This is a genomic window from Rhizobium grahamii CCGE 502 (genome assembly GCF_000298315.2).
In the GTDB taxonomy this organism is placed as follows: domain Bacteria; phylum Pseudomonadota; class Alphaproteobacteria; order Rhizobiales; family Rhizobiaceae; genus Rhizobium; species Rhizobium grahamii.
The window spans coordinates 292,077-305,550 of record NZ_AEYE02000031.1; the positions used below are offsets into that span (position 1 = coordinate 292,077).

Below are 13,474 nucleotides of genomic sequence, written 5' to 3' on the forward strand. Positions count from 1 at the left end.
GAGGGGGCAAGGAATGATGGGTCCTGCAATTGGCGCGCGCGGCATGATGCAACTGCTGATGTCAATGATGTTCCTGTTCGCGTTTGCCGGCGCCTCCGCCGCCCAGACCGCTCCCGCTTCAACACCCGCCGCGACGACCGCTGCCCAACCGCCAGCGGAAGTGCGGCAGATACTCGAACTGATGCAGAAACCGCAGGTGAAAGAGTGGATGGCGACGCAGACGAAGCCTGCGCCGACCGCACCCACGCAGCCGCCTACCGGCGAAATGTCAGCGCTTTCCGACCTCCTCGGTCACGCTCGCCGCCATGTCGAGATGGTCTCCGATGCAGCGATGGAGTTTCCTGGTGAAGTGGAATCTGCCTCAGAGGTCGTTGAGCAGGAGGTCGCTCCCAGCGGCTGGCTGCTGATAACCGCGGAGGTCGTTGCTCTGTTCCTTGCCGGCTTGGCTGTCGAGCTGGTCTTTCGCCTTATCGTGCCCAAACCACGGATCCGGCAGACAGACGACGGTGCTGTGACCGTTGCCCACCATGCGACGGCAAATCTGCTTTACCGCATTGTTCCGGCGATCGTCTTTGCCATTGCGACGCTTGTTCCGCTGCTTGCCTTCAGTTGGCCGCCGATCACGCGCTCCATGGCGATCGCAATCGCGATTGCGCTCATCGTCGCCCGCTTTACCGTCGCATTGGGGCGGCTGCTGGTAGCTTTGGTCACCTTGCCACGCGCGGATGGCGAACGCCAGATCTCACGGGCACGGGCGCTTTTCTGGTTCCGCCGCTGCGTGGTCTTCGTCATCTACTTCGCCTTCGGCTGGGCAGTGATCCAACTCATGGCGCCGCTCGGCTTTTCCGAAGGTGCACGCTATTTCGTCGGCTACATCCTCGGTCTTGGACTGTTTGCTATCGCGGTTGAGGCCGTTTGGTCCCGCCCCGTGGAAGAGGGACAGCACCGTAGCCTGTCCCTTTCCTGGGGGCTGACGCTCTATTTCGGTCTGCTTTGGCTTCTCTGGGTTTCGGGATTCAACGTACTGCTCTGGATCGGCATCTATGTCGTGCTTCTGCCGCGTGCGCTTAGTGTTGCGACGCTCGCCGTTCGCTCCCTACATCAGGCGGAGGCAGGCTTTCTTGCAGGGCGACGCATCGCTACTGTATTGCTTGATCGCGGCGTTCGAGCCCTCATCATCGCAGTCGCAGCTTTCTGGCTGGGGCGCATGATCGGGCTTGCCGCCGACAGGATGGCGGCGGGAGAAACAATGATCGATCGTATCGCCCGTGGTGCGATCGGTGGCATCGTCATCCTGCTTGCTGCCGATCTGCTGTGGCATCTGGCGCGGGCCTACATTAACGGCAAGCTCGACGACTCTCGTATCGACGGGGCGCTTACGGATGAGGACAAGGCCAGCCGCGCGAGGTTGCAGACGCTGCTCCCGATCTTCCGCAATATTCTTGCCGTCGTCATCGCCGTCATTGCTGTGCTGATGGTGTTGTCGGGCCTCGGCGTCGAGATCGGTCCGCTGATAGCCGGTGCCGGGGTGGTCGGCGTCGCCGTCGGTTTCGGCGCGCAGACCATCGTGAAGGATGTGATCAGCGGTATGTTCTACCTGTGGGACGACGCCTTCCGCGTCGGTGAATATATCGAAAGCGGCAGCCACAAGGGTGTCGTCGAGGCTTTCAGCCTGCGATCGGTTCGGCTCAGGCATCACCGTGGACCACTGACGACGGTACCATTTGGTGAGCTTGGCGCAGTCAAGAACCTGAACCGCGACTGGACGATCGACAAGATCACCCTCAACGTGACCTACGACACCGACCTCGTGAAGGTGAAGAAGGTGATCAAACAGATCGGGCAACAGCTGCTCGACAATCCCGACTACAGCCCGCACATCATCGAGACGTTGAAGATGAAGGGCGTGGAGCAGTTTGGCGACTTCGCGATCGTCATCCGGCTGGCAATGATGACCAAGCCCGGCGAGCAGTTCGTCATCCGGCGCAACGCATTGGCGATGATCCGCAACGCCTTCAAGGAAAACGGCATCGAGTTCGCTGTGCCGACCGTGCAGGTATCGAGCGAGAGCCACGAGGCTGATCATGCGGCCGCTGCCCGACATCTGTCGCAGCTCTCGGGTTCGGGTGAGCCAGCGGCATAGCCCGGCGCTCGACCCCAGTCCTATCAACCTTACGAAATTGCAATGTGCAGACCTGCGTCTTGCGCCAAATTTGCCCCAATTGGAGATGAAGGAGGCGACAACGGACGGGCTTAGGTCGGGGCAGACGCACATTCATAGAGCTTGCATGCCGCCTATGTTACGTGCTTCGAACATCATCCCGCTAAACAGGAAATTGTGACGGTACGAGATGTCGGGGCACGGCAAATTAGATGAAATCGACGACGCCGACGAATCTTCATTCCGCGGGTTCTTCAGGCGCTATCGCGCGCACCTGACGGCGCTGGTGACGCTCGCCCTTTTCTGCCTCGTCGGCTTTGCGATCGTACAGCTGACGAACGAAGTGCGTTACGATGACGTTGTGCAGGCACTGGCCGACACCAAGGTCAGCTCGATCCTGTTGGCATTGGTGTTCACCGGCTTGAGCTTCCTTGCCCTTGTTTTCTACGATGTGAATGCCATCGAATATGTTGGCCGTAAGCTGCCATTTCCGCAGGTGGCATTGACGGCTTTCAGCGCCTATGCGGTTGGTAACACGGCGGGATTCGGCGCGTTGAGCGGCGGCGCGATCCGCTACCGCGCCTACTCGCGCCTTGGCCTGACCCCCGAGGAAATCGGCCGCGTCATTGCATTTGTGACGCTGTCGTTCGGACTCGGGCTTGCCGGTGTCGCGGCGATCGCGCTTCTGATCATAGCCGACGAGATTGCGCCCCTGATTGATGTCGGTAGCCTTACCCTGCGGCTGCTGGCCGGTGCGGTGATCGCCGGCCTTGGCGTCATTACGTTCATGGGGCGCGGCGGGCGCGCAATTCATCTCGGCCCAGTTGAGGTCCGGTTGCCGGACTCGCGGACGTGGTCGCGGCAATTCCTGGTCACCGCCTTCGACATCGCGGCGTCGGCGACAGTCCTCTATGTCCTGCTGCCGCAGGCGGCGATCAGTTGGCCGGTGTTCCTCGCGGTTTATGCGATCGCCGTCGGGCTTGGCGTCCTCAGCCACGTGCCGGCCGGTCTCGGTGTGTTCGAGACCGTTATCATCGCCTCGCTGGGCAGCGCTGTGAACATCGACGCGGTGCTTGGATCGCTGGTGCTCTATCGGCTGATCTACCATGTTTTGCCGCTGCTGATCGCGGTCCTTGCCGTTTCGGCGACGGAGCTTCGCCGGTTCGCGGATCATCCGGTTGCGTCGGGTATCCGGCGGATCGGCATCCGGTTGATGCCGCAATTGCTCTCGGCGCTGTCGCTGCTTCTCGGCGTCATGCTCATCTTCTCGAGCGTCACCCCGACACCCGACCAGAATCTCGAGTTTCTTGCCAACTACCTGCCCCTGCCGATCGTCGAAGGCGCGCATTTCCTGTCGAGTCTGCTCGGGCTAGCGCTGGTCGTTGCCGCCCGCGGCCTCGGCCAGAAGCTTGACGGCGCGTGGTGGGTATCGATTCTGTCGGCGGCGGCTGCGCTCACCTTGTCGCTACTGAAGGCGATCGCGCTCGTCGAAGCTTGTTTCCTCGGCTTCCTGATATTCGGCCTTTTCGTCAGCCGCCGGCTGTTCCGCAGGCACGCGTCCCTTCTTAACCAGACGCTGACGGCCTCGTGGCTGACCGCCATCGCGGTTATCTGCGTCGGCGCCATCGTCATCCTGCTCTTCGTCTATCGTGACGTCGAGTACAGTAGCGAGCTATGGTGGCAGTTCGAATTTGCCGGCGAGGCGCCCCGCGGCCTGCGTGCCGTGCTCGGGTTGACGATCATTTCCTCGGCAATCGCAATCTTCAGCCTGCTTCGCCCTGTAGCGATCAAGCCGGAGCCGGCTTCGGCGGACTCCTTGCAGCGGGCGGTCGAGATCGTCGAAAAGCAACGCTATGCCGACGCCAATCTGGTGCGCATGGGCGACAAAAGCATCATGTTCTCCGAGAAGGGCGACGCCTTCATCATGTACGGAAGGCAGGGTCGCTCCTGGATCGCTCTCTTTGATCCCATCGGCGAGCGCAGCGCGATTCCGGAACTCGTCTGGCGCTTCGTGGAGTCGGCGCGCGCCGCCGGCTGTCGCGCTGTGTTCTATCAGATCTCCCCGGCGCTTCTTTCCCACTGCGCTGATGCGGGGCTGCGCGCCTTCAAGCTCGGCGAGCTTGCCGTCGCCGATCTGAAGACCTTCGAGATGAAGGGCGGCAAATGGGCAAACCTGCGTCAGACCGCAAGCCGCGCCCAGCGTGACGGCTTGGAATTCGAGGTGATCGCGCCCGAAGGCGTTCCGGCGGTGATGGATGAGCTTGCAGCGGTTTCGAATGCCTGGCTCGAGGACCACAATGCCAAGGAGAAGGGTTTCTCGCTCGGAGCGTTCGATCCGGATTATATCCTTGCGCAGCCGGTTGGCATTCTCAAGCTCGAGGGCAGGATCGTGGCCTTCGCCAACATCCTGATAACGGCCGCTAAGGACGAGGGTACGATCGATTTGATGCGCTTCTCGCCGGATGCGCCGAAAGGATCGATGGATTTCCTCTTCGTCCAGATCATGGAGCATCTGCGCGGCGAGGGTTTCGCGCATTTCAACCTCGGCATGGCGCCGCTCTCGGGCATGTCGAAGCGCGAGATTGCGCCTGTGTGGGACCGTGTCGGCAGCACCGTCTTCGAGCACGGTGAGCGCTTCTATAACTTCAAGGGTCTTCGGGCCTTCAAATCAAAGTTCCATCCGCACTGGCATCCGCGGTATCTTGCGGTTTCCGGTGGAGGCAATCCGATGATCGCTCTCATGGACGCGACATTCCTGATCGGCGGCGGATTGAGAGGGGTAGTGAGAAAATGATGAAGAGACACCTTCTTGCAACCGTCTTCGCCCTGTCGCTGTCCGCCACGGCGGCAATGGCCGCGACCGAGACGACGCAGAGCTTTGAGACAGGGACAATTCCTTCCCCGCACATCTTCCTGCCCAATGGAGATGTGAAGGGGGCGGTCGTCCTGATTTCCGATGGCGCCCGCTGGGGCGACAACGAGAAGGCGGAGGCCGATCGGCTCGTCGAACAGGGCGCCGTCGTCATTGGCATCGACTTTACGACCTACATGGATGCGCTCAGGAATTACGATGTCAGCCAGAATGACGGCTGCATCTACATGGTGTCCGATATTGAATCGCTGAGCCAGCAGGTGCAGCGCGCGGCGGGCAACAGCGCGTACCATTTGCCGATCGTTGCCGGCATCGGCGAGGGCGGCGCGCTGGCGCTGGCGATCGCGGCGCAGACGCCGGATGCGACGATCGGCCAGACGCTGGCGATCGATCCAGCTGCCGGCATTCCGCTCACCAAGGAATTATGCACGCCGGCGAAGAAGCAGACGGTCGGCGATCGTATGGTCTACGGGCTTAGCGATATAGCGCTTCCGGACCCGATCATCGCTTCGTTCACGGCGTCGGCGAACAAGGACGGTCGTGCGCACGTCGAAGAACTCAAGAAGCAGCACTCGGATATCGATATCCGCGATTCCGGCGACGATGCCCAGACGACGCTCGCCGACACGCTCTCGGACCTGATCGACGCCTCCGGCAGCGCCGATAATCCGCTCGGTTTGCCGCTCACCATTCTCGATGCCAAGCCGGCTTTCGATACAATGGCGATCATCTACTCCGGTGATGGCGGGTGGCGTGACATCGACAAGGAGGTCGGCGCGGCGTTGCAGAAGCAGGGCGTCCCTGTCGTTGGTATCGACTCGCTGCATTACTTCTGGTCGGAACGCCAGCCGCAGCAAACTGCGGACGATCTCGGCAAGATCATCGAGCTTTATCGCAAGCAGTGGCAGGTGAAGCACGTTCTGCTGATCGGCTATTCCTTCGGCGCCGATGTCGTGCCTGCTGCCTTTTCGCGGTTGAAGCCTGCGACCAAGGCTGCCGTCGCGCAGATGTCGCTCCTGTCGCTCTCGCATGAGGTGGATTACCAGATCTCCGTCATGGGCTGGCTCGGGCAGAAGACGGAGGGTGCCGGCGGCGATCCTGTTGATGACCTGAAGAAGGTCGACGCGAAGATCGTCCAGTGCATCTACGGCAAGGAAGACGACGACGAGGTGGCTTGCCCTGAACTCAAGGATAGCGGTGTCGATGTGATCGCGCTTGCCGGCGACCACCACTTCGATGAGAACTACGAACTCTTGAGCAAGACGATCATCGACGGGCTGAAGGCGCGACTTCAGGACTAGGCTGCACTCCGGCTAGCGCATCAAATAATCTTCACTCCAGCCGAGAGCGGCGATATCGGCGCTCCGGAAGCGGCCATCATCGGCGACGATGAACTCATCGAGCTGTGGTGGCGGTACGCTCGTTCCCGCCAACATTGCATGGACCTGGCCGCGGTGGTGTGTCTGGTGCTGGAACAGGTGGTTCAAAACGTCTTCCATCCGCTCGTGCTGAATGCGCCCAGAACGATGGATCTCGGTCGTGGACGCCAGCTTTTCCGGCGTCGCCGCCTCGCAAAGCGCGACCAGCCGACGATCGACTTTGGCCTGCTCAGCGGCAAGCGCCGTGATATCGTCGAACGGCTCCTCGACGTCCCAGGCGGCAGGGCCAAGTGTCCCGCCTTCGAGCGCATCGACGTAAAACCAGTCGACGGTCAGAATATGGTTGAGCGTTGCCTTGATCGACGGGAAGAAGCTCACCCGAGATGCCTCGAACTCTCCCGGCATCAACTTGCTGCAGGCTTCATGCAGTCGATGGTTCGCAAGCGCATTGTTGTAGGCGAGCTTGCGTGCGGTTCTGCAGGGGTCGAACGTGGGCATCGGTTAACTCCGTTTCTTGACGCCCCTTCCGCAAGCATCAGTCGTCTTCCTGGAACAAGCGGAACTGCGCGGCCTCGAGATCCTTCGGGGGCTGCATGCCGAGGTGCTTCCAAGCCGTTGCCGTGAGCACGCGACCGCGCGGCGTACGCTGAATAAAACCCTGCTGGATCATATAGGGCTCGATGATGTCCTCAATCGCGTCGCGCGGTTCGGAGAGACCGGCGGCGATGGTTTCGATGCCGACCGGGCCGCCGCCGAAATTGACCGCGATCATGTTGAGGTAACGCTTGTCGAGCTGGTCGAGGCCCATGTTGTCGACGAGCAGCCGGGTCAGCGCCTCATCGGCAATCTCGCGGGTGACGGCTTCGGCCTTCGCCACTTCGGCGAAGTCACGCACACGACGCAGCAGGCGACCGGCGATACGCGGCGTGCCGCGGGCACGCCGGGCGATTTCGCGCGCACCCTCGTCGGTCATCGGCAGGTTCATCAAGCGAGCGCCGCGGCGAACGATCAATTCCAGTTCCTCTACGGTGTAGAAGCTCAGGCGGACGGGAATGCCGAAACGGTCGCGCAGCGGCGTGGTCAAAAGGCCAAGGCGTGTCGTTGCGGCCACGAGGGTGAATTTGGACAGGTCGATCTTGACGGAGCGCGCGGCCGGGCCTTCGCCGATGATGAGGTCGAGCTGAAAGTCCTCCATCGCAGGATAGAGGATTTCCTCGACAGCCGGATTGAGCCGGTGGATTTCGTCGATGAAGAGCACGTCGCGCTCTTCGAGATTGGTCAAGAGAGCGGCGAGATCACCCGCCTTGGCAATAACCGGGCCGGAGGTCGAGCGGAAGTTGACGCCGAGTTCCTTCGCCATGATTTGCGCCAGGGTGGTCTTGCCGAGGCCGGGCGGGCCAACGAAAAGAACGTGGTCGAGTGCCTCGCCGCGGTTCTTCGCCGCCTCGATGAACACCTTCAGGTTTGCGCGTGCTTCGGCCTGGCCGGTGAACTCGTCCAGCGATTGCGGCCGCAGCGTCACATCCAGGTCTTCGCCTCGTTTTTCGGCCGATATCAGGCGCGCGGCTTCACTCATGCTGGCATTTCCCAATCTTCAAACGCTCGTGACCAATACACCAAGCCGGCGGCTTTTGGCACCCGCTCGGGCAATCGGATCAGCGAGCCAGTTCCTTCAACCCGAGGCGGATGAGTTTGGCGCTGTCGGCGCCTTCCCCGGCGGTCTTCATTGCCGCGGCAACGGCGTTGGCCGCCTGGTCGCGGGAATAGCCGAGGTTCGTCAGTGCCGAGACCGCGTCGGCGACCGGAGCAGCTGCGATGCCTTCGCCCAGTTCCTGCTTGAGGCCGATCGTGCCGGACGCTTCTCCGGCAAAGGCCGGCGCCTTGTTCTTCAGTTCGGTGACGATACGCACTGCGACCTTGGGTCCGACACCCTGAGCGCGGGCGACCGCCGTGCGATCCTGCAGCGCGATGGCGTTCGCCAGTTCGCTTGGAGGCAGTGTTGAAAGCACGGCGAGAGCCACCTTTGCACCAACGCCTTGGACGCTTTGCAGGAGGGTAAACCATTCCCTCTCGAGCGCGGTCATGAAGCCGAAGAGCTTCAACTGGTCTTCGCGAACATAGGTTTCGATGAAGAGCACACAGGCTTCGCCCACCGAGCCGAGACGAGACAGGGTACGCGCCGAGCAGAAGGCGACGTAGCAGACGCCGTGGACATCGACGAGGACATAGTCGTCGCCGATTTCTTCGATGGTGCCTTTGAGCTTGCCGATCATGCAAATGGTCCGTTCGGTGGGTTGTCAGTGAAGATTAGCCGGCAAGTGCTGCCTGCCGCATGCGGTTGCTGCCGCGGTTGTGCGCATGGCAGATGGCGATCGCCAGGGCGTCGGCGGCGTCATTGCCTTTGAATTCGACCTTCGGCATCAGGATTTTCAGCATCATGTGGATTTGCTGCTTTTCACCGTGGCCGACACCGATGACCGCCTTCTTGACCGCGTTCGGCGCGTATTCAGCGACCGGCAATCCGGCGCGGGCCGGGACCAGCATGGCAATGCCGCGCGCCTGGCCTAGCTTCAGGGTCGCAACGGCATCCTTGTTGACGAAGGTCTGTTCGACAGCGGCCTCATCCGGCTTGTAGCTATGGACGACTTCCGCCAGGCCGTCATGCAGTTGGCAGAGGCGTGAGGCCAGGTCCATGTCGCCGTCCGAGGTCACCGTACCGGAGGCGACGAAGCGCAAGGAATTGCCGAGCGTGTCGATAATTCCCCAGCCGGTGCGGCGCAGGCCCGGATCAACGCCGATGATGCGAATCGTATTTTGCATGCTTCACCCTATTGCACTCGCAAAATAACTGCCATCGATATGTGAACAAAACAAAAACATGCCTTGTTTTTCAGCCCCGCTGTTTACGGCAATTTAAGCTCCGTAGCCGACTTTTGATCCATAAAATGTCAGAGGAGCTCCCTTCTTCAGGAGGCAAGGCTCCCGTGTTCTGTTTACAGGTCAGCCGGCAGGGCGTTTCCGTTCTGCCTGTATGAGCCGTTCCGGAAGGGTTCGTCGTTCATGGTTCAGAGATTTCAATCCCTGTCCTTTAAGGTCATTGCTACATTCATCCTGCTCACGGCGCTGTCGATCGCGGTCATCAACGTCCTCGCTTACTTCGCTAGCAGCCGCACTTCCGGCGAGCAGGCGCTCAAGGCAAAGGAGAGCGTCCTGATCTTCCGCGGCGACATGCTGCGGGATCAGCTTGAGCAGCTAGAAAACCAGGCGAACTCGATTGCGCGCATCGAAGCGCTGCAGATGTCGATCACGAGCCTGAAGAGCGGTTGGAAGACCATCGAGAAGACGTCGGGTGATGCTCGCGCCGAATTGAAGAAGGTGTTCATCACCAACAATCCGAATCCGGCAGATCAGCGCGAAAAACTGATAAAGCCAGAAGCACCGAGCGGCTTCTACTTCTCCAACCACGAAACAACGCAGGGCGAGGTGGCCCGCGACCTCGAGAACACCGCCTTCAGCGACCTGCTGATTGCCGATCTCGATGGCAACGTTCTCTATTCCTACAAGAAGAACGACGACTTCGCTGAAAACCTGAAGACCGATGCGTGGAAGTCGACCGGTGCCGGTCTCGCTTTTGCTAAGGCTATCGAGAACACCGCCAAGGCGAAGGACGATTCCGCGCCGACCGGCTTTTCAGGTCTTCGCGTCGATGCAACAAGCGGCAAGTCGGCCATCTTCTACGCCGTGCCGATCGTCAAACTCGGTGCCCCGAAGGGCGTGATGCTTTTCAAGGTACGCGATGACATCATTACCAGCATTCTCGCCAAGGGTATCGTGGCCGGCAGCACCGCACAGGCAGCGATCATCTCGGAAGACGGCTCCGCTATTGGCGTGAACAGTACCGGCCAGCTCGTGATGCTGGATACGGGGCCCTTCACCTTCGTTAAGGACGCTCTTTCGGTAAAAGGGATGACGGTTGACGACTTCGATCGCGCAGACGGCTCGGCGCGCGCCTACGTCCGCGGCATCGACTATCAGGGTTCCCGCTTCCTCGTGGTGGAAAGTGTACGCCTCAGCGAGCTTAACGCTGGGTCGCTCGAAATCGCGACCCTGCTGACGATGATCGCATTTGGTGTTCTGATCGTGATGGCCGTGGCGACCTGGATGATCACCAAACTGCTGTTCTCGCCACTTGCCCGTCTTGCCGGCGTCACCCGTGATGTTGCCGACGGCAAGCTCGACGTTGAGATCGGTAGCCAGAGCCGCGGCGACGAGATCGGCACGATGGCCAAGGCCCTGGCGCGGTTCAAGCAATCGCTCGTCGAGAGCCGCGAGCTGGAAGCTGCAAGCAATGAAACACGGGCGCGCGCCGAGCGTGATCGCCAACAACATATGGCCGAGCGCGAGGCGGAAGCGCGGACACTGCAGGAAGTCGTCCAGGCAATCGACGAAGGTCTGCATCATCTCGCCAGTGGCGATCTTGCCTATCAGATCGAGACCCGTTTCCCGAGCGAGCTCGAGGGCCTGCGCGTCAATTTCAACGAGGCGCTGGCAGCGCTCAGCGAAACAATGACGGCGATCGGCGGCAACTCCATGGCGGTGCGTGCGGGCTCGGAGGAAATGCGCACCGGCGCCGACGAGCTTGCCGGTCGTACCGAGCGGCAGGCCGCTTCGATCACGGAGACTGCAAACGCGATCGATGCGATCACCCAGTCGGTCCGGGTTCAGATCGAGCGCGCCGAGCAGGCCGAACGTATTGCCCGCGACGCCAAGCGCGAAACGACGGGCTCCAGCCAGATCATGCAGGAGACGATCGCTGCAATGGAAGCGATCCAGGCATCGTCGCGCCAGATCAACTCTATCATCGCCGTGATCGACTCGATCGCCTTCCAGACGAACCTGCTGGCGCTCAACGCCGGCGTCGAAGCGGCGCGCGCAGGGGAATCCGGCAAGGGTTTCGCTGTCGTCGCCATGGAAGTGCGCGAACTGGCGCAGCGTTCGTCGAGTGCCGCAAAGGAAATCGGCAGCCTGCTGCAAAAATCCACGCATGAGGTTGAGCTCGGCGTATCGCTCGTCGAGCGTGCCGGCGACGCGTTGACCGGGATCGGCAGCCACGTCGAGGCGATCAACGGCCAGATCAGCGAGATCATGGAAACGACCCGTGAAGAGGCGGACACCCTGCGCCAGATCAACGCGGCGGTGTCCGAGCTGGACGCGATGACGCAGCAGAATGCGGCAATGGTCGAGGAAACCACCGCGGCTATCCACCGACTTGCAACGGAAGCGGTCGAAATGGATCGGCAATTGGCGAATTTCACATTGGCGCATGAACATCCGAGCGCTGAGGTGCACGTGCTGAGACGTCGGGCCTGAACCGAGCGGTGGCGAAACAAGGGGCCGGGTGACCGGCCCTTTTTCTTTCCCGCTTCGTTTGGAGCGGAAGAAGAGCACACCTACATAGACCTGTCCTTTCAACTAGCGACAGGCTTGGTCATGGTTCCCTTTTCCATTCTCGATCTCTCTCCGGTCCCAGACGGCGGGACGGTCCGCCAGTCGTTCGAGAGTTCGGCGCGCATGGCGCAGAAGGCCGAAGAGTTCGGGTACAACCGCTTCTGGCTTGCGGAGCATCACGGCATGCCGGGGATCGCCAGCGCGGCGACTGCGGTCGTCATCGGCCACGTCGGCGCGGCGACGAAGCGCATCCGTATCGGCTCGGGCGGCATTATGCTGCCGAATCACTCACCGCTCGTGATTGCCGAGCAGTTCGGAACGCTGGAGGCTCTTTTTCCAGGGCGGGTCGATCTCGGCCTTGGACGCGCGCCCGGCACCGACATGCGGACTGCCCAGGCGCTGCGGCGCAATTTGGACGCCGGGGCGCAGAGCTTCCCGAATGACGTCGTTGAATTGCAGCAGTTGCTCGGAGCGCCGATCGAGAACCAGGCGATCCTCGCTGTTCCCGGCATGAATACCAATGTGCCGATCTGGCTGCTGGGGTCCAGCCTCTACAGCGCACAGCTCGCGGCAATGCTTGGGCTACCCTATGCCTTCGCTTCCCACTTCGCGCCGGATTCCCTGCTTGATGCCATCGACATCTATCGCAGCCGCTTCACGCCATCCGCGGTGCTCGACAAGCCGTATGTCATGGTCGGAGTCATGGGTTCCGTCGCCGCGACTGACGAGGAGGCGCAGTATCATTTCACCTCTGCCCAGCAGCAGTTCGTCAATCTGCGCCGAAATGTGCGCGGCCAGTTCCCACGCCCAGTCAAGGACATGGAGAGCTTCTGGTCGCCGATGGAGAAGCTGACGGTGGAACATACGCTGCGTTACGCGGTCGTCGGTTCCCAGAAAACGGCAGAGGCGAAGCTCACCGGGTTCCTGGCGGAGACACAGGCCGACGAAGTCATCATCTCGATGCCTATTCACGATATAGAAGCGAGATTGACCTCGGTGGAGCTTTTTGCCGGGCTTGGAAACTTCCTTAGCGCTGCGGCGTAATGTCGCGTGCGCGGCTGGGTCAGGCAACACAGCCATTTGTGCGAATTGACTTAACGCAGTCGCACCATAGCTTCGTCTGATTGCACTATCGTTTGCAGAGTTGCGGCGATGCAGGTGCGATTGGACGGCGCGCCAAAAATGGCGCGGCCGGTTTCGAGCAACCTTTGGAGGATGAGGATTGCTATGCGTTACCGCGGTCTTGCTGCTTTGATTTCAGTGCTCTGTCTTTCCACCTCGGCTGCAATCGCCCAAGAGGGTGATGCGGCGGCCGGGGAAACGGTATTCAAAAAATGCGCGGTCTGTCACATTGCCGACAGCGACAAGAACAAGGTCGGGCCGTCGCTGAACCACGTGTTCGGTCGCACCGCCGGAACCCATCCGAACTTTGCCTATTCGTCGGCAATGAAGGCTGCGGGTACAGCCGGATTGGTCTGGGATGACGCGACGCTGCGCGATTATCTTCACGACCCCAAGTTGAAGGTAAAGGGAACGAAGATGGTGTTCGTCGGCCTAAAGGATGATGGCGAGATCACCAACCTGATCGCCTACCTCAAACAATTCTCGAAATGA

The 13,474-nt window shown here is 60.9% G+C and carries 10 protein-coding genes; 6 read left to right on the forward strand and 4 right to left on the reverse strand.

Translation table 11 applies throughout. From position 1 onward, the window contains the following. Positions 1-16 precede the first annotated feature (16 nt). The 3 genes from RGCCGE502_RS25960 (at position 17) to RGCCGE502_RS25970 (ending at position 6,334) form a co-directional block, all read left to right on the forward strand. On the forward strand, positions 17-2,143 hold the full coding sequence (locus RGCCGE502_RS25960) for a mechanosensitive ion channel family protein (RefSeq protein ID WP_081647313.1): 2,127 nt from the start codon (positions 17-19) through the stop codon (positions 2,141-2,143). Between the two features lie 208 nt (positions 2,144-2,351). Continuing rightward, positions 2,352-4,955 carry a bifunctional lysylphosphatidylglycerol flippase/synthetase MprF gene (mprF, locus tag RGCCGE502_RS25965; protein ID WP_016557183.1) on the forward strand — a complete coding sequence of 868 codons (2,604 nt, stop codon included), beginning with the start codon at positions 2,352-2,354 and terminating at the stop codon, positions 4,953-4,955. Continuing rightward, positions 4,952-6,334 (forward strand): virulence factor family protein, encoded by a 1,383-nt coding sequence (locus RGCCGE502_RS25970; RefSeq protein WP_016557184.1) that lies wholly within the window; start codon positions 4,952-4,954, stop codon positions 6,332-6,334. The genes mprF and RGCCGE502_RS25970 overlap by 4 nt, the downstream gene beginning before the upstream one ends. A 12-nt stretch (positions 6,335-6,346) precedes the next feature. Here RGCCGE502_RS25970 and RGCCGE502_RS25975 read toward each other — a convergent pair whose 3' ends face one another. The 4 genes from RGCCGE502_RS25975 to ruvC form a co-directional block, all read right to left on the reverse strand. After that, positions 6,347-6,910 carry a DinB family protein gene (locus RGCCGE502_RS25975; RefSeq protein ID WP_016557185.1) on the reverse strand — a complete coding sequence of 188 codons (564 nt, stop codon included), beginning with the start codon at positions 6,908-6,910 and terminating at the stop codon, positions 6,347-6,349. A 37-nt stretch (positions 6,911-6,947) separates the two neighbouring features. Continuing rightward, a complete protein-coding gene (gene ruvB, locus RGCCGE502_RS25980) occupies positions 6,948-7,988 on the reverse strand; it encodes a Holliday junction branch migration DNA helicase RuvB (RefSeq protein WP_007527359.1) in 1,041 nt (346 codons plus the stop codon). Positions 7,989-8,067: 79 nt separating this feature from the next. Then, complete coding sequence (ruvA, locus tag RGCCGE502_RS25985) at positions 8,068-8,685, reverse strand: Holliday junction branch migration protein RuvA (RefSeq protein ID WP_016557186.1); 618 nt, start codon at positions 8,683-8,685, stop codon at positions 8,068-8,070. A 34-nt stretch (positions 8,686-8,719) separates the two neighbouring features. Beyond that, complete coding sequence (gene ruvC, locus RGCCGE502_RS25990) at positions 8,720-9,232, reverse strand: crossover junction endodeoxyribonuclease RuvC (RefSeq protein WP_016557187.1); 513 nt, start codon at positions 9,230-9,232, stop codon at positions 8,720-8,722. Positions 9,233-9,472: 240 nt separating this feature from the next. On the opposite strand from ruvC, the gene RGCCGE502_RS25995 reads away from it, so the two are divergent. The 3 genes from RGCCGE502_RS25995 to RGCCGE502_RS26005 all read left to right on the forward strand — a co-directional run bounded on the left by RGCCGE502_RS25995 (position 9,473) and on the right by RGCCGE502_RS26005 (position 13,474). Continuing rightward, positions 9,473-11,782: a methyl-accepting chemotaxis protein gene (locus RGCCGE502_RS25995; RefSeq protein WP_016557188.1), complete on the forward strand. Its 2,310-nt coding sequence runs from the start codon at positions 9,473-9,475 to the stop codon at positions 11,780-11,782. Positions 11,783-11,902: 120 nt separating this feature from the next. Further along, a complete protein-coding gene (locus RGCCGE502_RS26000) occupies positions 11,903-12,904 on the forward strand; it encodes an LLM class flavin-dependent oxidoreductase (RefSeq protein ID WP_016557189.1) in 1,002 nt (333 codons plus the stop codon). 183 nt (positions 12,905-13,087) lie between these two features. After that, positions 13,088-13,474 (forward strand): c-type cytochrome, encoded by a 387-nt coding sequence (locus tag RGCCGE502_RS26005; RefSeq protein WP_016557190.1) that lies wholly within the window; start codon positions 13,088-13,090, stop codon positions 13,472-13,474.

Coding starts and splice junctions, on each gene's coding strand:
- RGCCGE502_RS25975 (WP_016557185.1), bottom strand. CDS start 6,910: ATGCCCACGTTCGACCCCTGCAGAACCGCACGCAAGCTCGCCTACAAC.
- ruvA (WP_016557186.1), bottom strand. CDS start 8,685: ATGATCGGCAAGCTCAAAGGCACCATCGAAGAAATCGGCGACGACTAT.
- RGCCGE502_RS25960 (WP_081647313.1), top strand. CDS start 17: ATGGGTCCTGCAATTGGCGCGCGCGGCATGATGCAACTGCTGATGTCA.
- RGCCGE502_RS26005 (WP_016557190.1), top strand. CDS start 13,088: ATGCGTTACCGCGGTCTTGCTGCTTTGATTTCAGTGCTCTGTCTTTCC.
- RGCCGE502_RS25995 (WP_016557188.1), top strand. CDS start 9,473: ATGGTTCAGAGATTTCAATCCCTGTCCTTTAAGGTCATTGCTACATTC.
- ruvB (WP_007527359.1), bottom strand. CDS start 7,988: ATGAGTGAAGCCGCGCGCCTGATATCGGCCGAAAAACGAGGCGAAGAC.
- RGCCGE502_RS25970 (WP_016557184.1), top strand. CDS start 4,952: ATGATGAAGAGACACCTTCTTGCAACCGTCTTCGCCCTGTCGCTGTCC.
- ruvC (WP_016557187.1), bottom strand. CDS start 9,232: ATGCAAAATACGATTCGCATCATCGGCGTTGATCCGGGCCTGCGCCGC.
- mprF (WP_016557183.1), top strand. CDS start 2,352: ATGTCGGGGCACGGCAAATTAGATGAAATCGACGACGCCGACGAATCT.
- RGCCGE502_RS26000 (WP_016557189.1), top strand. CDS start 11,903: ATGGTTCCCTTTTCCATTCTCGATCTCTCTCCGGTCCCAGACGGCGGG.